Origin of the sequence: Marinoscillum pacificum (genome assembly GCF_024714495.1) — a bacterium.
GTDB classification, from domain to species: Bacteria; Bacteroidota; Bacteroidia; order Cytophagales; family Cyclobacteriaceae; genus Marinoscillum; species Marinoscillum pacificum.
Map to the genome: position 1 here is coordinate 141,717 of NZ_JAMZMJ010000001.1, position 20,243 is coordinate 161,959.

The 20,243-nt window shown below is 38.2% G+C and carries 17 protein-coding genes; 12 read left to right on the top strand and 5 right to left on the bottom strand.

The window, feature by feature from the left end; all coding sequences use genetic code 11:
- Positions 1-20 precede the first annotated feature (20 nt).
- From gyrA to NXS00_RS00575, 3 genes are all read left to right on the top strand, one after another.
- Positions 21-2,579: a DNA gyrase subunit A gene (gyrA, locus tag NXS00_RS00565; RefSeq protein ID WP_258097154.1), complete on the top strand. Its 2,559-nt coding sequence runs from the start codon at positions 21-23 to the stop codon at positions 2,577-2,579.
- Positions 2,580-2,619: 40 nt separating this feature from the next.
- Positions 2,620-3,783: a tetratricopeptide repeat protein gene (locus tag NXS00_RS00570; RefSeq protein WP_258097155.1), complete on the top strand. Its 1,164-nt coding sequence runs from the start codon at positions 2,620-2,622 to the stop codon at positions 3,781-3,783.
- A 199-nt stretch (positions 3,784-3,982) separates the two neighbouring features.
- Positions 3,983-4,375, top strand: coding sequence for a hypothetical protein (locus NXS00_RS00575; RefSeq protein WP_258097156.1), 393 nt, complete (start codon positions 3,983-3,985; stop codon positions 4,373-4,375).
- Here the strand turns inward: NXS00_RS00575 and NXS00_RS00580 are convergent.
- Positions 4,324-5,112, bottom strand: coding sequence for a toxin-antitoxin system YwqK family antitoxin (locus NXS00_RS00580; protein ID WP_258097157.1), 789 nt, complete (start codon positions 5,110-5,112; stop codon positions 4,324-4,326). The two genes, NXS00_RS00575 and NXS00_RS00580, sit on opposite strands and share 52 nt — an antisense overlap.
- A gap of 81 nt (positions 5,113-5,193) precedes the next feature.
- Here NXS00_RS00580 and NXS00_RS00585 point away from each other — a divergent pair, with 81 nt between their 5' ends.
- Both NXS00_RS00585 and NXS00_RS00590 read left to right on the top strand, forming a co-directional pair.
- Positions 5,194-5,892 (top strand): TIGR04283 family arsenosugar biosynthesis glycosyltransferase, encoded by a 699-nt coding sequence (locus tag NXS00_RS00585; protein ID WP_258097158.1) that lies wholly within the window; start codon positions 5,194-5,196, stop codon positions 5,890-5,892.
- Complete coding sequence (locus NXS00_RS00590; RefSeq protein WP_258097159.1) at positions 5,892-6,623, top strand: MBL fold metallo-hydrolase; 732 nt, start codon at positions 5,892-5,894, stop codon at positions 6,621-6,623. Before NXS00_RS00585 ends, NXS00_RS00590 begins: the two co-directional genes overlap by 1 nt.
- Here the strand turns inward: NXS00_RS00590 and NXS00_RS00595 are convergent.
- Complete coding sequence (locus NXS00_RS00595; protein ID WP_258097160.1) at positions 6,620-7,288, bottom strand: uracil-DNA glycosylase family protein; 669 nt, start codon at positions 7,286-7,288, stop codon at positions 6,620-6,622. The two genes, NXS00_RS00590 and NXS00_RS00595, sit on opposite strands and share 4 nt — an antisense overlap.
- A 3-nt stretch (positions 7,289-7,291) precedes the next feature.
- On the opposite strand from NXS00_RS00595, the gene NXS00_RS00600 reads away from it, so the two are divergent.
- Both NXS00_RS00600 and NXS00_RS00605 read left to right on the top strand, forming a co-directional pair.
- Positions 7,292-7,894 (top strand): pseudouridine synthase, encoded by a 603-nt coding sequence (locus tag NXS00_RS00600; RefSeq protein ID WP_258097161.1) that lies wholly within the window; start codon positions 7,292-7,294, stop codon positions 7,892-7,894.
- A 10-nt stretch (positions 7,895-7,904) separates the two neighbouring features.
- The gene (locus NXS00_RS00605) at positions 7,905-9,260 is read left to right on the top strand and encodes an alpha-amylase family glycosyl hydrolase (protein WP_258097162.1); all 1,356 of its coding nucleotides are present in this window, start codon (positions 7,905-7,907) and stop codon (positions 9,258-9,260) included.
- A 1-nt stretch (position 9,261) separates the two neighbouring features.
- Here the strand turns inward: NXS00_RS00605 and NXS00_RS00610 are convergent, their stop codons facing one another.
- Together NXS00_RS00610 and NXS00_RS00615 are read right to left on the bottom strand one after the other, a co-directional pair.
- Positions 9,262-12,354, bottom strand: coding sequence for an ATP-binding cassette domain-containing protein (locus tag NXS00_RS00610; RefSeq protein ID WP_258097163.1), 3,093 nt, complete (start codon positions 12,352-12,354; stop codon positions 9,262-9,264).
- 125 nt (positions 12,355-12,479) lie between these two features.
- Positions 12,480-13,292, bottom strand: a complete 813-nt coding sequence (locus tag NXS00_RS00615; RefSeq protein WP_258097164.1) for a hypothetical protein — start codon at positions 13,290-13,292, stop codon at positions 12,480-12,482.
- Between the two features lie 377 nt (positions 13,293-13,669).
- Here NXS00_RS00615 and NXS00_RS00620 point away from each other — a divergent pair, with 377 nt between their 5' ends.
- The 3 genes from NXS00_RS00620 to NXS00_RS00630 are packed head-to-tail and all read left to right on the top strand — an operon-like array spanning position 13,670 to position 17,851.
- Positions 13,670-15,031: an efflux RND transporter periplasmic adaptor subunit gene (locus NXS00_RS00620; protein WP_258097165.1), complete on the top strand. Its 1,362-nt coding sequence runs from the start codon at positions 13,670-13,672 to the stop codon at positions 15,029-15,031.
- Positions 15,031-16,389: an ABC transporter permease gene (locus NXS00_RS00625; protein ID WP_258097166.1), complete on the top strand. Its 1,359-nt coding sequence runs from the start codon at positions 15,031-15,033 to the stop codon at positions 16,387-16,389. Before NXS00_RS00620 ends, NXS00_RS00625 begins: the two co-directional genes overlap by 1 nt.
- On the top strand, positions 16,382-17,851 hold the full coding sequence (locus NXS00_RS00630; protein ID WP_258097167.1) for a TolC family protein: 1,470 nt from the start codon (positions 16,382-16,384) through the stop codon (positions 17,849-17,851). The genes NXS00_RS00625 and NXS00_RS00630 overlap by 8 nt, the downstream gene beginning before the upstream one ends.
- A gap of 77 nt (positions 17,852-17,928) precedes the next feature.
- Here the strand turns inward: NXS00_RS00630 and NXS00_RS00635 are convergent, their stop codons facing one another.
- The gene (locus NXS00_RS00635) at positions 17,929-19,155 is read right to left on the bottom strand and encodes a hypothetical protein (RefSeq protein WP_258097168.1); all 1,227 of its coding nucleotides are present in this window, start codon (positions 19,153-19,155) and stop codon (positions 17,929-17,931) included.
- Positions 19,156-19,271: 116 nt separating this feature from the next.
- Here NXS00_RS00635 and NXS00_RS00640 point away from each other — a divergent pair, with 116 nt between their 5' ends.
- Positions 19,272-19,697, top strand: coding sequence for a VOC family protein (locus NXS00_RS00640; RefSeq protein WP_258097169.1), 426 nt, complete (start codon positions 19,272-19,274; stop codon positions 19,695-19,697).
- Positions 19,697-20,170 (top strand): DUF6495 family protein, encoded by a 474-nt coding sequence (locus NXS00_RS00645; protein WP_258097170.1) that lies wholly within the window; start codon positions 19,697-19,699, stop codon positions 20,168-20,170. The genes NXS00_RS00640 and NXS00_RS00645 overlap by 1 nt, the downstream gene beginning before the upstream one ends.
- The last annotated feature ends 73 nt before the right edge of the window (positions 20,171-20,243 follow it).

Here is a 20,243-nt window from a genome sequence, read left to right on the forward strand (position 1 = left end):
TAAACTATTAAAGATTTTTCATGTCAGACGATATTGAAAATGTGCCTGGAGAAGATTCAGGATCGACCGGTTCCGGTACTAACATTATCCCGATCAATATAGAAGACGAAATGAGAGGAGCCTACATTGATTATTCAATGTCGGTAATCATTTCCAGAGCCCTTCCAGATGTAAGAGACGGCTTGAAGCCAGTACACCGTCGTATTCTTTTTGGAATGCTCGAATTGGGGGTTAATTACAACAAGCCTTACAAAAAATCTGCTCGTATCGTAGGAGAGGTATTGGGTAAGTATCACCCTCATGGTGATAGTGCTGTTTACGACACCATGGTTCGTATGGCACAGCCCTGGTCCTTGAGATATGAATTAGTAGACGGTCAGGGTAACTTCGGTTCCGTAGATGGTGATTCACCAGCTGCTATGCGTTATACGGAAGCTCGCCTGAGGAGAATTGCAGATGAAATGCTGTCTGATATCAACAAAAACACCGTTGATTTCTCTCCAAACTTTGACGATAGCTTAAAAGAACCAAGTGTATTGCCCGGTAAACTGCCGAACCTTCTATTGAATGGTTCTAGTGGTATAGCCGTTGGTATGGCAACAAACATGGCGCCTCATAATCTTAATGAAGTAGCTGATGGTATTGCCGCATACATAGATAATAACGATATAACAATAGATGAGCTGACCAAATTTGTGCTGGCTCCAGACTTCCCAACAGGAGGTATAATCTATGGTTACCAGGGAGTTCGTTCTGCTTTTGAAACAGGAAGAGGACGTGTAGTAATCCGCTCTAAAGCAGAAGTGGAAACATTGAAGTCTGGTAGAGAGCAGATTATCGTAACAGAAATCCCTTATTTGGTTAATAAAGCGTCGATGATTGAAAAGACTGCTCAGTTAATCAATGAGAAGAAAATAGAAGGTATTTCTGATATTCGTGATGAGTCCGATAGATCAGGTATGCGTATCGTATACGAGCTGAAAAAGGACGCTATACCGAATATCGTATTAAATAACCTATACAAGCAAACACAGCTTCAATCTTCATTCAGTGTGAACAATGTGGCGCTTGTAGCAGGTAGACCTAAAACGCTCAACCTCAAAGATTTGATCAAATATTATGTTGATCATAGACATGAGGTAGTTATCAGAAGAACTCAATACGAGCTAGAAGAAGCAGAAAAGCGTGCACATATCTTAGAAGGATATTTAATTGCTTTGGATCACCTGGATGAGGTGATTGCTTTGATCAGAAGCTCCAGAGATCCAGAGATAGCGAAAAATGGCTTGATGGAAAAATTCAGTTTATCTGAAATCCAGGCAAGAGCGATTTTGGATATGCGTTTACAGAGACTTACAGGTCTGGAACGTGAAAAAATTCAGAAGGAATACGACGAAATCAAAGAGCTTATTGAAGAATTGAAAGCCATTCTTGCTGATGAGGGTAAGCGTATGGAAATCATTAAAAATGAGCTTTTAGAACTGAAGGATCGCTACGGTGATGAGCGAAGAACGTACATTGAGCATGCGGCTGATGAGTTCACTGCAGAAGATATGATTCCTGACGATGATATGGTAATTACCATTTCTCATGAAGGTTATATCAAACGTACACCTTTAGTAGAATACAAAACACAAGGTAGAGGTGGAGTTGGCTCAAAAGCAGCAACTTTCAAGAATGATGACTTTACTGAGCATCTATTTATAGCTTCCAATCATAACTACTTACTGATCTTTACAGAGTTTGGTAAAGTATTCTGGCATAAGGTATGGGCTATCCCAGAAGGGTCCAAAATATCTAAGGGAAGAGCTATCCAAAACTTGATTAACATCGAGGCAGATGATAAGGTGAGGGCTGTAATCAATGTGATCAATTTGAATGATCCGGATTATATCAATAACAACTTCTTGATCATGTGTACAGAACGTGGTACGATCAAGAAAACATCACTAGAAGCCTATTCAAGGCCAAGACAGAACGGTATCAATGCGATTACCATCAACGAAGGAGATAAGTTATTGAATGTACGCTTGACAAACGGTGATAATCATATCGTAATTGCTTCCAACTCTGGCCGGGCAATTAACTTCCATGAGTCTGATGTAAGACCAATGGGTAGGATGGCTGCTGGTGTGCGTGGAATCAACATGAAAGATGGTGAGTTTGTGATTGGCATGGTCTGTGTAGATCATAAAGACCCAGCCAATTTATTGGTGGTTTCTGAAAACGGATACGGAAAGCGTTCTGAGTTTGAAGAATACCGTATGACCAAGCGTGGTGGTAAAGGGGTGAAAACCATGAATATCACTGAAAAAACAGGTTCACTTGTAGCAATCAAAGATGTGATAGAAGATGATCACTTAATGATTATCAATAAATCTGGAATTGCGATAAGAACAGAAGTGAAGAGTTTGAGAGTAATGGGTAGAGCTACACAGGGAGTCAAACTCATTAGACTAAATGAAAAGGATTCAATTTCAGCAGTTGAAAAGATTTCCAATATCGAGGAAGAAGAAATTGAAAATCCGGATGAACTGAATAACGAAGGAGGAGAAGTTCAGGAGAACTCAGAAGAATAACATTAACACGAATACAATAGTAACTGAATAACCAATGACAATGAGAAAATCATATTTGTTTGTACTTGCGGCACTAATTGCGGTTTCAGCATATTCGCAAAAGAAGCCAAAAATCAATGCAGCAAATTCCGCGAGAGAGAAAGGAGAGCTAGCAGAAGCTAAGGCAATCATTGATGAAGCGATTGTTCACGAGAAAACTAAGGATGACGCTAAAACATGGTATTACAGAGGGTTGATTTATGCAACCATTGATACTACGTCCAATGCAGATATTGCGGCTTTATCTGATAATGCAATGGAAGAAGCAGTTAAGGCATTTGACAAAGCACATGAATTAGATCCTGATGAAAAAGGTCTTTATGTGACTGGGAATATGGGTATTCCTACATTGATGTCACAGCAGATAAGCGAATATTACTCGTTTTATTACAACAAAGGTGTTGAGGGTTTTCAAAATGAGGAATTCCAGACCGCAGTTGATAACTTCATCAGCGCTTCTATGGTAATGCCTGAAGATACCAACGCTATAGTGAATGCTGCATATGCTGCACACAATGGTGAGTTGTTCGAGCAAGCTGTAGAGCTTTATGGAACTGCAATCGATAAGGGAGCATCAAGTACAGACCTTTATTACAATCAGATCAATATCATGATTTCTGGATTGAAAGACAATGAAGGAGCCCTTGCTTTAATCGACGAGGCTTTAAAAGTGTTACCAAATGATCCAAATCTTTCTAAGCAAAGAATCAGTTTGTTGATCCAATTGGAAAAAGTGGATGAAGCAAAAGCGGATTTAACTAAAGCTATCGAGAACGAGCCAGATAACGCTGATTTATATTTCTCTCTTGGAATTCTTTTAGGTGAAACCGAAGATTTCGAAGGTGCTAAAAATGCATATGTAAAGGCGGTCGAGATTGATCCAGATCATTATGGTGCTAATTTCAACCTTGGTGTTGAATTAATTAATGAAGCTCAGGATGTAATCAAAGAAGTAAATAACCTTGGAATGTCTAAAGCAGATCAAAAGAAGGCTAGAGACATGCAGCCAGTTATTAAGGATAAGTTAAAAGCTGCGCTTCCTCAGTGGGAGAGAATCTACGAATTGAAGCCAGAAGATACCACAACTATCGAAACTCTTGCATACATCTATAATAACTTAGATATGAAAGAGAAATTCAACGAAATGTCTGAAAAATTGAACTAAGTAGTTGATATAAAGAGATTTGAAAAGCCAATAGACTTGTTCTGTTGGCTTTTTTTTGTACTTTTGCTTCTCTCGCATCGATACGAAGAATATAAGTCACCAAAACAAATATTGTCGTTCGATAACTTATTTAACCTATCAAGGTCTGTTTCTAGACGACATCAAAGTGAATTATATCTATTAACCAACCGCAGTTAAAATGAGCAGTATACGTATTTCTGCTAAAAGTATTGATGATCTTAATCTCATCTACAAAAAGGTTAAAAAGGAGTTTGAGGCTCTTGATACCATTAAATTGAATCAAGAAACGCTAGACTATGAGATTCATTTAAAGAGAGTTCAACTCGATGGGTCGATTAAAGCCATATGTGATAAAGTAATTGATACAGATGATCTTTTAGATGATGAGTCTGTATTCAATGAATTTACATGGAAACGCTTAATACACATGATGAATATTGACAAATGTCCTGTTGCATTAAGGCCACTAAAATCTGTTTGGACTGACCTGAATGAAGCGAAACAAAAAGCCTGTTTCAATTATTTGTGTGAAGAAATGGAAATAACTTCTGCAGAAGAAATTGAAGCTTGATCTATGAAATTGATCGGTCTACTGGTTACATAAGTGTTTCCACCTCTAGTTGTACAGCTACAAATTACTTCGTCACCATCATTGATATTTTCAATTTTCACAAAGTGATACCCATCTGTAGATGGTAATGGATTTACTCCTTTCGCTGAAGGATCCAGGTATTTGCCATTAACTAACTTACCGGTATAAAACGCTTCTCTATAGCAATCAGGAATGGTAAACTTGAGTATATCATGCCCATTGTAAAAATCAGTTTCTATATTAATTCGGCGCTCAGGAATACGATTGCCGGTGGTTGTATACTCAATTAATCCAGTTCCATGCAGATTATTGAAGTATTGTGCCTTGGCCTTAATAGAGCCATCATCATAATAGGTTATTCTTTCTCCATTAATTTTATTATTGGAATAGGGAGTTGTGGCATATAGGCTGCCATTTATATAGTATTTTTTTGAGACTCCTTCTCGTTTACCATTTATAAATTTCATCTCCAACTGGATCTTCCCATTAGAGTAATATCTTGTGGCTGGTCCATTTTTCACATCTTTATCATAGGTAATGGTAGTTTTCACATTACCAGCAGGGTAGAACGTGCTGACTTCACCATTACGAATGTCCTGTTCAATGATATGTTTACCACCATTTGTTAATTTTATTACTTTATAATCTGGAACAGTAAAAATCAACAAAAGTGTCCCGCCTAGAAAAACCCAAAGTAAATTGTAGTACTTAATCATGGTGACAACTATAAGTTTAGTTATTAAATCTAATAAATAATTTGTTTCGTAGGTAAGATTTCATCAATTTCATACTGCCCCATGAATTTAAGTATCATTATACCTACCCTGAATGAGCAACAAAACATTGCTCAATTACTGAAACAGCTGACTAATAATAAGAACGCTGATCATTATGAAGTAATTGTTGTTGATGGAGGTTCAACAGATAGTACACTTGAAACTATTCGACAATTTCCAACAGTCATTTTGCTGAAGTCTCCAACTTGTTCACGCGCTGCTCAGATGAATTTTGGAGCATCAAGAGCTAAACATGACGTGCTCTATTTTGTGCATGCAGACCTGGTTCTCCCTGATAGTTTCTGTGATGACATTCAGGAGGCACTTTGTAAGTCTTATTATGGTGGCTATCGATATAGGTTTGATTCAGGTACTTCATTACTTAGCATTAATAGTTTTTTTACCAGGTTTCCAATGATGTGGTGCAGGGGTGGTGATCAGACTTTGTTTATTACTCGTTCTTTATTTGAGAAACTAAATGGGTTTGACGAATACTATTGTGTGATGGAAGATTTTGATTTGCTTCGGAGAGCTAAAGAAATTGCTAAGTATCACATTATTCAAAAGGATGTAATCGTTTCTGCTAGAAAATATGCTGCAAATGGCTATTTGAAAGTGCAATTGGCAAATCTCAGAGCTTTTAGAATGTTTAACCGTGGAGAGAATCCGCAAAAGATTAGAAGTTATTATAAATTGGCACTGGGACTAAAAGACTATTAATGAAACTAAAAGTTTTAGGGTGTGGTGATGCCTTTGGATCTGAAGGAAGATTCAACACCTGTTTCCTTCTACAAGATGATCAATACAATGTTCTAGTGGATTGCGGAGCATCTACATTGATTAAACTTAAACAGCATAAGATTTCACCTGAAAGTATTGATTTAATTGTTATTACTCATTTTCACGGAGATCATTATGGTGGTATTCCGTTTATAGTGATTAGCAATAAGCTAGAATATCAACGATCCAGACCACTGATCGTAGTTGGGCCAGAAGGAATCAAAGAAAAGGTATATCAGCTTCAAGAGGCGTTGTACCCTGGTACCTCTCATCTATTAGAAGAAATTGGTGTAGAGTTTTATGAATACAATGACACTTTCAGTGAAGTTTTGGCTGGTATTGAAGTTCGTGGATTAAAAGTGACACATGCACCGCCTTCAAATCCTCACGGAGTACAATTGAAAATTCGAGGTAAGTTATTTGGGTTCTCAGGCGATACCGAATGGGATGACAACCTTATTGAGCTGGCTGAGTCAACGGATTTATTTATTCTTGAGTGTAATAATTTGACAAAGGATTCTCCTGGACATATAGGGTTTGAAACTGTCCTGCTAAAAAAGAGCCTATTAAAGACCAAGCGTTTGTTTTTAACTCATATGGGATCAGAAATGATTGCCCAATCTGATCTAGCAGTAGAAAGGCTTCAGGAAAATCTGGAAGTTGATTTTTAAAACCCTAAGGTGTCCTTGTATTCCTGAATGAACTCTTGCTTTCTTTTCAATCGATATTGCATGACCCAACGTGGATGTGGTAATGGCTTAATGGATTCAAATACACCGTATTTTTTGTTCAGATCCTTCAGAAATTTGATGTTATCACCTTTGCCAATACTGTAAGCTACAGATGTGTTCAAGGGAAAATCCAATTGTTTGACCATTAAGTCTTTGGCGTAATCTAGAAATAAGTCTTTAAATCCTTTGATGTCATAATAGTTTAGATTCTTATCATCATAGACATAACCAAGAGGTGATATAGAGGAAATGTAATAGCGACTGTAAAAAGTTTTTGGGCCTCCACAGGCTTGAATCATTTCATAGATAAAAGTACTAGACAGCTCAGCTCGTTTATCCAAGTCATTTTTTATTCCACATACAGCCTCTAAATGGACGGGATCAGTAAATGGTGCTCCAGTTAATCCACCACCAAACCGACCCGGGTTAATGCCGAATAAAACTACTCGCTCGTTGGTGTCATTGTAATATTGATGATAGAACTTCTTGGTTAGTTCCCATGCTTGTTGATCTTTGTAGGGATTAAGCACGACTATGTCTTTAGCAAGTCCTTTAGGAGGTGTTAAAGCCTGGTAGAACTTTAAAATTTTATCAGCAAAAGTCATATTGTGAAGATATCATTCATGGCGAAAACGAAAAACTATTTTATCATTTATAAGCCCTATAAAGTGCTCAGTCAGTTTACTGATGAAGATGGAAATATGGGGCTGGGTTCTATTTACACTTTGCCAAAGGATGTGTATCCTGTCGGGCGGTTGGACTTAGATAGTGAGGGTCTATTGATATTGACCAATGATCGTCAATTAAACGGTGCATTACTGAACCCTAAAAATGAACACAACAGAACATATTGGGTAGAGGTAGAGGGTGTGCCTTCTGAAGAATCCCTTGAACAGTTTCGAAATGGTTTAGATATAAATGTTAAAGGAACTTACCATACGTTACCGTGCCAGGTAAAAGTCATTAGCGATCCTGATCTCAAAGAACGAAATCCGCCGGTAAATTATGATAAACACCCGATACGAACCTGGTTGGAAGTGAGGTTGATAGAAGGCAAAAACAGACAAGTTCGTAAGATGACGGCTAAAATTGGTCATCCAACTTTACGCTTAGTTCGCGTAGCAATTGAAGATTTGAATTTGGCCCCTTTACAATCAGGAGACATTACTCAGATTTCGGGTAAAGTACTGAATAAGAAACTAAAATTATAATTGAATTCATATGAAAAAGCTTGAATTGCAAATCTTGGTGTTTGCTTTATTTTTATCAGCTTGTACTTCTACATCTACCATGAATGAATTGCCTAACATTACACACCCAGAATGGGTAAAGGATGCATCGATCTATGAAGTAAATATTAGGCAGTTTACCCCTGAAGGAACATTCAAGGCTTTTGAAAGTCATATACCTAGACTGAAAGAACTTGGCGTGGACATATTGTGGTTGATGCCCATTCACCCAATCGGAGAAATAAATCGGAAAGGCACTTTAGGGTCGTATTATGCTGTCAAAGATTATCGTGAAGTGAACCCTGAGTTTGGTACTAATGAAGACTTTCAGCATCTGGTAGACCTTATTCACCAACATGATATGAAAGTGATTATTGATTGGGTAGGGAATCACAGTAGCTGGGATAATGAGCTCACTAAGTCACATCCGGAGTGGTATTTGCATGACTACAAAGGAGATTTTATTCCTCCCATTGGTTGGGACTGGTCAGATGTCATTGTATTTGATTATGAGCAAAAAGGGCTCAGGGACTACATGATAGAGTCTTTAAAATATTGGGTTGAGGAGTTTGACATAGATGGCTATAGGTGTGATGTAGCTGGATATGTGCCAACAGATTTTTGGCTACAGTCCAGACGATCATTGGAGTCAGTAAAACCTGTTTTTATGCTTGCAGAATGGGACGATCGGGCCATGCACTATGCGTTTGATATGAGCTATGCCTGGGAACTAGAAGAAACGATGCATGCCATTGCTAAAGGAAATAAAAATGCCACAGCTTTGAATGCATACATAGCCAAAATGATCAATAGCACTCGACTTACCGAAATCAAAATGACTTTTACGAGCAACCATGACAAGAATTCCTGGGAAGGTACAGTCTTTGATCGATTCGGATTAGCTGCTCAGAATTTTGCAGCTTTCACCTACATGGTTGAAGGAATGCCTTTAATATATAGCGGACAAGAAGTGGGATTGAAACAGTCTCTGTCATTTTTTGAGAAGGATCAAATAGCCTGGGGTGATCATCCATTCAATAGTTTATATGCCAGGTTGAACAATCTTAAAAAAGATAACAAAGCGCTTTGGAATGGGGAATGGGGTGGAAGAATGCTTCCATTAAAGACCAATAAACCCGAACAAGTTAATGTGATCTTTAGAGAGAAAGATGGGAATAAAGTGGTTGCATTATTCAACGCTTCAGACAAGGAAGTAGTATTTTCAGTAGAGGATAAAGTATACAGCGGAGAGTATAAAAGCTTTAATGGTAGAAATACCGTCGAACTAACAGAAGATCAGCAGTTTACTTTAGGTCCTTGGGGCTATCAAATCTATACAGCGAAGTGAATTATTTCTTCTTACCACTGAATAAATGAATGATTTTTCGGAGGGTATCATCTAGCAGTAGCATGTACAAAATGCCTATCATGATCCATAAGATAATAACATTGTAAAGCACTGTATCAATTTTCAAATTTCCGATGATCTTGACGGGAGCATAGAAGTGTGCTCGTCCAAAATGATTATAAGGGTCCATGTATATTGGATCCTTTTTTTGTATCAAGCGATCTTCCGCCTGAATGATCATATTGAACTCGTTTCTGTTTTCAACCAAATCTGAAATGCTTTCATTGAAATGCGTTTTCTTGATTTCGTAGAAGCCGTCCTTGCCGTAAACCTTGGTTAGTGCACTGTAAGCTGAGTCTTTACGAATTGCAGACTCCTCATATTTTTCTTGAAAATGCTCTTGAACAGTTCCGAGATAAGTCAAGAATCGAGTACCAATACTGACGTTGAAAAGTTCGGCATTCAATGAAGCCAATAAGGCAAAACCTCTTACATTGTATTTCTCTTGTAAATAGTTTGTTTCATTCTGAAGTATTTCAAACTCTTCTTCATAAGCTTGGTAATTGCCGCTATCTCTAAGAATTTGCTTAGTCATTGCTTCCAGTCTTGGCACCAAATAGGATCGATTGTAGCTATATTGACTCATATTCTTTTCAAACGGAAAGAAATGCTCTTCATAGTCGTTGTATTTGAATTGAGCCACGGAGAGCGCTTCATAAGCCCACCTGGAAGCCATGATATCTCCTACAAGTGGTACTTGTGATTGTTTCGCCAAACTCTTATGTAATTCGTCAAATTTAATCATGGCACCTCCAAGTAATAACTGAGGAACAAGGATGAAAGGAATGAGAATATATATGGTGATAATGGAGTTTAAAGCTGAGCTGATGTTCAATCCTATCAAATTGGCTAAACAAGAAGTAGAGAACAAAATGATCCAGTAATAGAAGGTCATTCCGTGTATTTCTAACACCAAATTACCAACCAGAACAAAGGATAACGTTTGAACAGCCGATAAACAGAACAGGAAGAATATCTTCGAGTTGATATAAGACATTCTGCTTAGGTTCAAGAATGATTCCCTCTCGAGGATTCGTCGATCCTTGAAGATCTCTTCAGCACTTATGGACATTCCCATAAACAATGAAACTACAACCGCCATGAATAGATAGACAGGTAGGTTTTTGTTATCTGCAAAAATGTATTCTCCTTCTGGATTATATTTCGAGAAATATCCAAGGATGAATGCAAGAACAGGTGCTTCTAGTAAGTTGATCAAGATGTATTGTGTATTGGTCAACTTGGCCCGTACATTTCGTTCCGAGAAGATTCTAAATTGCTTTAGCTGATTCGGTATATGGAAATTAGTTGGAGGTAAACGCTCTTCAAAACGAATTTTCTTTAGGTTGCTCTCCAGGTAGGTTTTATACTTCGTGTACCAGGCTCTTGGAGGTACTCTTCTGCTGTGAGTCATCCTTCCTGAATCATCTATTTCATTCGCCTCAACAATTTGAAGAATCTGTTCCGGGATAACATTCCCACATCTGGTACATTCACTTTCAGCCGCATTGACCTGCGTACTCATCGTTTTGAAGTACACTACCGCATCAATTGGATTTCCATTGTATATTGGGAAACCTCCTTTATCCAGCATCCAAAGCTTATCTAGCAATTTGAATATGTCAGATGAAGGTTGATGAATAATGGTAATCACCAATTTTCCCTTTCGAGCCAAATCTTTGAGCATGATCATGACTTTCTCCGAATCCATGGATGATAAACCACTGGTAGGCTCATCTACAAAAAGAACGGATGGCTCACGCATGAGCTCTAGCGCAATGTTTAGGCGCTTTCTTTGTCCTCCACTAATGGTTTTGTTAAGCGGATCTCCAACTTTTAAGTCTTTGATTTCGAAGAGGTCAAGATCTTCAAGCACCTTACAGACTGTTTTGTCGAGTAGGCTGGGAGAGAAGTCACTAAAACAGATCCTTGCGTTATAGTAAAGGTTTTGATAGACGGTAAGCTCTTCGAACAACATGTCGTCTTGCGGAACAAAACCAATAACACCTTCCTGACTGGCTTTATGGATCGAATGACCATTGATATGAATCCTTCCAGAAGTTGGCTCTAACTTGCCGTTAAGGAGATTTACAAGCGTTGATTTACCAACGCCACTTCCTCCCATGATTCCAATCAGGTTACCAGACTCTTCATAAAAGGAGAATTTCTGGATTCCTTTGTCACTATTCTTGAAGTGATATTCCAAATCCTCACCAACCATCACGATTTTAACTTTGTTCTTTTCCTGAACAAACTGTCTGATAATTTCAGACTCGTATATAGATCTTATGTTGGGTCCTTTGATAATGGCTCCAGGACTGAGAATATAGAATTTCTTAGGTATAATCTTATTCCCTTCTAGGAATAGATTGAGCGGACCTACGTATTTGAACACATAGATATCTACCGACTCGATATACATGACAGTGATCTTGCCGAATAAATTCTCCACAAACATGTGATGAGCTTCGGTACTGCCATCTACCTTTTTGCGCTTCTTACGCATCATCCAGGCTACTTCCTCTGGCCACTCCGTCATTTTGTTGTCAATGACCATAGCCTTTTGAGGGTCGATGTTTTTACCGTCTTCCTGAAGGATAAACGACTTCAAGTTATTGATCTCCTTTTGATCAATGTTGAAGTTCATTGCAACTAATGAGATAAACTCAGCTTCACGGTCAATAACCTTTTCGTCGGTGTTGATTAACTCTAGAAGTTGAAGAAATACGATAATTCGCTCTCTGGCGAGTAGTTCTTTGTTGAGTTGGTTGCAGATTTTGGCAACTTGCAAAATACTGGTAGAATCAATGCCAAGCTGTTCTTCCTCATCTCCGGAGGGAGCATTTGATTCCTGATAGAAGGAGAGGTAATCGTAAAATAACTTGAGATATTCTGAAGTAACTTCCTGATTGAATAAACGAGACAGGTAAGGTTTCACTACCAATTCGCCCGAATCAACTACATCATGGTCTTCTTTTACGCTTTCGATGATAGCGAAAAGGTGGACAAGAGCATTAATAATCGATTCGGTCATAGTAGGAATAAAAAAACCGTCTTGATTGCAGGTGGTTTAAACCTTGGTTTTGTTTTTCACAAGAAAATTAAACCAATACTACCTGAAAAACCAAGACGGCTTTGAATCAAAAATATGATATTTTATTATCCGACGATTTCGGATCTCATTTCAGCAATACTGTTAGCAACATCTTCGAACTGACCTTGGCTGATCTCATTAGACTCACCCAATTGGTCGTAGAATAAACCAACGAATCTCAAAGTAGGTAATACTTTGTTCACGTTCGCATCATCTGCATGTTTTTCCATCAAAGCTGTCAATTTCTGTACTTGATCTTTTTGAGCAGCTAAAACTTGCATTAAGTCAGCATTGTAGTCGCTTGCTTTGATCAATTCAGAAGTGATGTAAAGACCTTCGATTACACTACCAGAAACTACTAAAAGTGAAGTTTTCTCATCACCAGATTGATTTAGGTAATTGTAAGTTTGGTAGAAAGACTCAGTAATGATCAAAATCAATGAATCTTTATTCTCCAGGTTTGACTCAATTCTAGAAGCTAAAGACTTGTTGAAAGCAGTAGAGATGTTTAGTTCATCAATCAATTTTTTAGATGCTTCCAAAAATGCTACTGATTCTTCTTTTTTGTCAAATGTGCTAGCGAAACTCAAATCAGCTCCATACACACCAAGGTTTAGAGCTTTTTGCCATTCTGTTTCGTATTTGTCTACACTAGCAGGATCATTAGTAACAGCTGCGTCATATGATGCATTTGCATCTTGAAGCATTTTAGTTACTTCAAAAGAAGTAGGAATAGGATATTCGAATTGTTCTTCAATGAATTCTTCAAGTTCTTGTTTTTTCTCGGCAGCTTTCTCAGCGTCTTTTTTACTACTGCTGCAGTATGTTAGAACTACACTTAAAGCAACAAGCAAAGCAATATTTACTTTTTTGTTCATAGTAATGTTCAGTTTTTGGAATTTCTAAAGTGTGTCAAAAATAATATCTTGACTGTCTATATCTACTATTTTGACAGGATATTTTACCCACATTCAGGATTTCGTTTAAACCCTGTTGTCATCTCTTTAGATGCATCTCGTATGGAATAGGTTGCAGATATTCACGAATTAGGCAGTTTAAAGGTTTTAGAAGCAGGAAGTTATTTAACTTTTTTTGTCTTGACTTTTTCTTTCCGTTAAATAACATCTAATCATATTTGACGTTACAACTAAAATATTAGTCCAAAACTTACTGAGTGGTGATTATCGGATTTGGATGGTAACCAAAGAAGTTTTCCAAAGTATAGTTTTGTGATAGTAAATAACCTAACTGAATAATGATTAGTAATAAACGAAATTTGGCGATAGGAGCCATAATTCTAGTAGCTCTTATTTCTTTCTTCATCTGGAGCGGATCCGATGGCTCCGAAACTGGAGACCTTATTGTAAAAGTAGACAAGGGAGAATTTGTTGTAGACATTAATACAACTGGTGAACTGGAAGCTATAAGTTCCACGGAAATCAAAGGCCCGTCTAAACTTAGGAACTACCGGGTTTACCAGGTGAATATCCAGCATATTATAGAAGAAGGTACTTATGTTGAGAAAGGACAGTACGTCGCCAGATTAGACCCTTCGGATATCACGACAAGAATAAAGGATACTCAACTTGAATTGGATGAAAAGCAGTCGCAATTTGAGCAAACGCAGCTAGATACCACATTGCAGATGCGTCAGGCCAGGGATAATCTCGTTAATCTAAAATATACAGTAGAGGAGAAGAGACTAGTTCTTGAGCAATCACAATATGAGCCACCAGCTACCATCAAGAAGAACCAAATGGAGGTTGATAAAGCCATTCGTGCTTTGAAACAAGCTGAAGAGGAATATGACATTAAGCGCAAACAGAATGTTGCCAAGATGCAAGAAGTAACTGCCAAGCTTCAAAAAGTTAGATTGGAACTTGATGGAATGATGAACTTGCAGAATGAGTTTACCATTATCGCTCCTGAGGCAGGAATGCTGATTTACAAAAAAGGGTGGGATGGTAAACCCATAAAAGAAGGAAGTCAGATCAGTGCGTGGGAGCCAACTGTAGCTATTTTACCTGATTTATCAGCAATGAACTCTGTGACCTATGTCAATGAAGTAGATATACGTAAAATGGATGAAGGCCAAAGAGTAGATATTGGTTTAGATGCTTTCCCAGACAAGAAATTGACAGGTGTAGTGACCAGAGTAGCTAACGTAGGGGAGCAAAGACCTAACTCAGATGCGAAAGTTTTCGAATTGACTATCAAGCTAGACGCTATTGACGAGACACTCCGACCTGGAATGACAACAAGTAACAAAATATACACTACTGTAAAGGAAGATGTTCTTTCAGTGCCTTTGGAGGCTTTACATAGTTTCGCTGACAGTATTTCATATGTTTACGTTAAGGATGGTTTGGGATATTCTGAGCAGGAAGTGGAGTTGGGAGAAACCAATGCAAATTCTGCTGAAATCATCTCAGGGTTGAAAGAAACACAAGAGGTATATCTCTCATTACCTACTAATAGCAAGGTGGAACTCGATGATATCGCTTTGTTAGATCATCTGAACGGGAAGAGAAATAATGATCCTACAAATGATGAGTCAGCTAGTCCAGCCAAATCTTTAAGTGATAGAGGTTCCAGAAGACAGAAACCGGGAGCTTGATGAATCAGAAGATTTTAATGAATTTGTATATCGCCATAGAGGCGGTATTAGCAAATAGAATGCGTTCTATCCTTACGGCCTTAGGTATTATTTTCGGTGTTGCTGCCGTAATTGCCATGCTTGCTATTGGGAATGGAGCTCAACAAGAGATCATCGAGCAAATCAAGCTCGTAGGTGTTAACAACATCGTTATTCAGCCGATAGTGCCTCAAAGTGAAGAAGATCTAAAAGAAGGTGAGAAGAAAGAAAAACAAAAGTTCTCTCCCGGTCTCAGCACTCAGGACGTTCTTTCAATCAAAGATGTTGTTCCTGGAATCAATAAAGTGAGTCCTGAAATTATATTGGACACCTATCTGATGAATAATGGCATTAGAAGATCTGCTAAGTTGGTCGGAGTAGAACCAAACTATTTTGACATCTTCAATTTCAAGTTGTCAGATGGTAAGATGTTTACAGAGTATCATATGGAACATGGAGAACCTGTGTGCATCATTGGGAAAAGCATCAAGACCAAGTTTTTCCCTACAGAAGACCCATTAGGGAAGTATATCAAGTGTGGTAATAACTGGCTGAAAGTTATTGGCATATTGGAAGAACGATTGATTTCCACTAATAGCATATCAAACCTTGGTATTAGAGATTACAATATGGATGTGTATGTGCCAATACAAACCATGTTGATCCGGTTCAAAAACCGTGCTTTGATTACAGAGGAAATGCTGCAAGCTGCAAATCGAGGTAGTGGGGGAATGGTGGTAATCATAGGAGGTGAGGAGCAAGGCGAAAACACCGGTTCCGGCACTAACTATCATCAATTAGATCGTTTAGTGGTTCAGGTAGAAGAGTCTAACAGTATGTCACCAACTGCTGACGTGATCAGTAGAATGCTGACCAGAAAGCATTATGGTGTGATTGATTTTGAAATAGAAATTCCCGAATTGTTGTTGAAGCAACAACAAAGGACAAACGATATCTTCAATTACGTTTTAGGAGCTATTGCAGGGATATCATTACTGGTAGGCGGAATTGGGATTATGAATATCATGCTTGCTTCGGTACTAGAACGTATCAAAGAGATTGGTCTTCGATTATCCCTAGGAGCCAAGAAGTTTGACATTGTTAATCAATTTTTGTTTGAGGCAATGATGATTAGCGTTTCTGGAGGCTTAATAGGTGTAATACTAGGTGTATCCATTGCCTTTATGGTGTCAAGTATCGCCGATATCCCTACTGTAATTACTTTTTCTTCGATCATTTTATCATTTGGAGTTGCTGCTGGTGTTGGTCTCATATTTGGAATTGCTCCAGCGCGAAAAGCAGCATCACAAGACCCAATTCAATCACTCAGATATGAATAGAATTGCCTTAATCATTATACTAATCACTGTTTTTGGATCTGTTGCACATGGTCAGTTAAATCTTGATCTGGTAGAAGTAATAGAGCAAGCCCAGAAGCAGTCACCTGCAGCAAAAGCAGCTGAAACGCGTAAAAAGAATCAATATTGGGAATACAGAAGGTACCGAGCTGGTTACAATCCATTTTTAAATTTAAGTGGTTCACTGCCTGGATATAATAGAAGTTATAATCAGGTTATACAGCCGGATGGTACGTACGCATTTAGAAATCAGGAGCAATTCTTATCTAATTTAAATCTCGGATTGGTTCAGCCAATTAGTTTCTCCGGGGGTGAGATCAGTGTAAATACGCGTATGCAGCAGTTTTATAATCTCAACCATGTTGGTAATGAGCCTAATCCGAATTACAATGCAACCCTTTTCAATATTCAACTAGACCAACCAATTTTTGGGTTTAATCAACTGAAATGGGACAAACGAACAGAGCCACTCCGATATGAAGAATCCAAACGGTCCTATGTAGAGGAAATGGAGGCCGTTTCACAAGAGGCTACAGCACGTTATTTTGATTACCTGGATGCTCAAATTAACCTGCAGATTGCAGAGTTTAACCTGGCGAACAACGATACGATTTTTAGAATAGAAGAAGGTAGGTATAATATTGGTACTACCGGTAGAGATAAATTGCTACAAGTGGAACTTCAACTATTGCGTTCAAAACAAGAAGTAGTACAAGCGAAACTTGATTTGCAGACCAATAGGTTGGCATTGAGAAGATATATTGGTCTTCAAGATAGCTCAGCTAATAACATAGAGTTAGTTCTGCCTGATGAACTGCCAAATTTTGAGATTCCATTGTTGACCGCCTTGGAATATGCCAAGCAAAATAGATCCGATTATTTAGAGTTTGAACGGCGCAGGATGGAAGCTGAGCGAGAGGTAGAACGTGCCAGATTGCAGCGAAATCAAACCAATTTATCAGCATCTTTCGGTTTGAACAACTCTGCTGGATCTATACCAAATACCTACGAAAATCCAAACAATCAACAAAGGGTTAATGTCACCTTGAGCGTGCCTATTGTGGATTGGGGACGATCCAAAGCCAGAATACAAACGGCTGTGGCAAACCAGGAGCTGATCGATTATACCTTAACTCAGGAAATTCAGCTTTTTGAACAAGAAATAATTACGTTGGTGAGTCGTTTTGAGGTATTGCGATCTCAAATCGAGATCACCAAGAAATCTGATGCCATTGCTCAGGAAAGATATGATGTCTCTCAAAATCAATATTTGATTGGTAAGATTGATATAACTAACCTCAACATAGCGCTAAGTGAAAAGGATGATGCTAGAAGAAATTACATAGGAGCCCTTAGATCGTTCTGGACTTCTTATTTTGAGCTTCGCAGGTTAACACTTTATGATTTTGCAAATGATGAATTGTTGTATCAGGAAGCAGATTGATTTCATGAGAATATAGATGAAAAGCTCCAATCAGTTACTGGTTGGAGCTTTTTTGTTCTGGTTTGTTCGATTAATTGTTATTTCTTGATTTTGCGAATGACCAAGTCTTCTCCTCCAGTGTAGGTTCCTTCTTCATAAGCATTCCAGGCACTGTTGCTGATATAGTAGATGTCGTTATCAACTTTTACACCTTGAGTTGGTTCTGCTTGTTCGTGCAGATTTTGGTCGATTACCTCCACTTCATTTACTTGAAAATTGTTTAGTTTTATCCTAAATGTTCTCTTAGGAGTAGTTCCATTTTGGAAACAATAGAGATAACCATCATCAAATAAAATCCCATCAATTCCCTTATCAGCATATAAGCTTCTGGAATCAATTTTTACGAGCTCTTTAGTTTGTGCGTCATAAGTATGTAATCCAAGAATATAATCGCTTAGAATCAGCTTATCATTGACCCAGGCTATTCCTTGAACATTGAAAAGATCATCCGAAAAATCTGCATAGACTGAGGCACCACTTTTTGTAACCTGATAAACCTTATTATTCAATCCATCGGATGCTAAAACCAAGTCATCATGAACATAAATGATGTCTCCTAATAATGCATTCGGAACTTCATAAGCAAATTTTACTTTGTAATTTCCAGGATGCAATCCAATGATAGAAGACCTGTTCTCATATTCCTTTTGGTAATTGTTGATCTCGGGAAGTGCAGCTGTACAGACCCATATGTAGTCATCAGCATAGTCTATGCCCATGACTCCATAAGTCAATGGCTCTTTCTCATAATCTAAAACCTTATCTAGCTCTCCATTATCCATTGAGTAAAGTGTTCTGGTAGTGATTGTTCCCAGCATTATAGTTTGATCTTTTTGATTGTATCCGATAGATTCAAAATGATCTTCCTTTTGACTAAACTTCTTCCATGATTCACTTGATTCCACTTTTTGTAGGAGCTCATTGACTATTTTCTTTAGTTGTTTGAACTCTGGATAATCCTTTAGAGATATGAAATCAAGATCTTGCATGTAGTCCATAGAGGCATTCATTTGCAAGTAATTTTTGAGAGCAGCAATGCTTTCTTGATGTTTTCCGTTTAGTGCCAATGCTGATGCTATATTATAGCCTAAAATGGGATGGTTAGGCCTTAGTTCATTGGCTCGTCTGGCATATTTCAGATAGAGCGAATAATCTTTTTGCTTATAGGCATCCAAACTCCAAGCGTAATAAGTTCTTAAACTATCCTGAGCATTTGCATGTGAGAAGAGGAATAATGAAATGAAAAATGACAACCACTTGATCATTAGAATCTGTTTTTGAGCATAACAACACGCTAATCGGTATCCCTATGTTCTTAAATGCTTTTCTTTCCAAACGAAGAAAACGAATAATCCATAAATTCGCATAAAAATTGATTTCCATGAGCAAACTGACACCATTCCACTTAGCTGTACCCGTTTACGATCTGGTAGAAACCAGAGCTTTTTACAGAGACATTTTAGGTTGCGAAGAAGGACGTAGTTCTGATCAATGGGTGGATTTTAATTTGTTTGGTCATCAATTTGTTATTCACTTAAAGCCAAAGGCAGAAGGAGTAGATGCTCACCACAATCCAGTGGATGGACATGACGTGCCGGTGCCTCACTTTGGTGTGGTGTTGGAAATGGAAGCCTGGGAGAAGCTTTCAGAAGATTTGAAAAGCAAAGGAGTGGAGTTTGTGATCGAGCCATATGTACGGTTCAAAGGTCAGGCAGGAGAGCAGGCCACTATGTTTTTTAAGGATCCATCAGGAAATGCGCTTGAATTCAAGGCATTTGGAGATATGAGTCAAATATTCGCGAAATAATGGCAGTGACACCAAAGTATAGAGAATTAACCGCATCTGAGCTACAGGAACTCGAGAAAGAGTTTGTTGACTACCTAATCGTGAATGGAATTACTGCCGATGATTGGGTGAAAATTAAGGAAGATGAGAAAGAGAAAGCAGAGGACATCATCACCTTATTTAGCGATGTAGTGCTTGAAGGAGTACTACGAAAAGTACAATTTTTGGAATTTCGGACCAAGTCTGACATCAAAGCATTTCAATGCCTTGGTGAAAAGATGGTATTAGTTGGAATGTCTACCGATAACGATCAAATTGACTTTACGAATGAGGAAGTATTCAAGACGATATCAACTGCCGATGGCATAAAAGTTTATACTACAGAGAAAGCCTACTCTGAAGCTAGAGAGTCCGAATTGTTTAAAATGATACAGAAGGGATGCTCTATTTCCGACGGGCAGAGTTTTAAAGCGATTAGTCTGGCTTTGGTATAGCTAATTACTTAATGATAATTACTTGTCCATCCGGTAAGTGGATGGACAAGTAGGATATATCGATCCCGGTTTT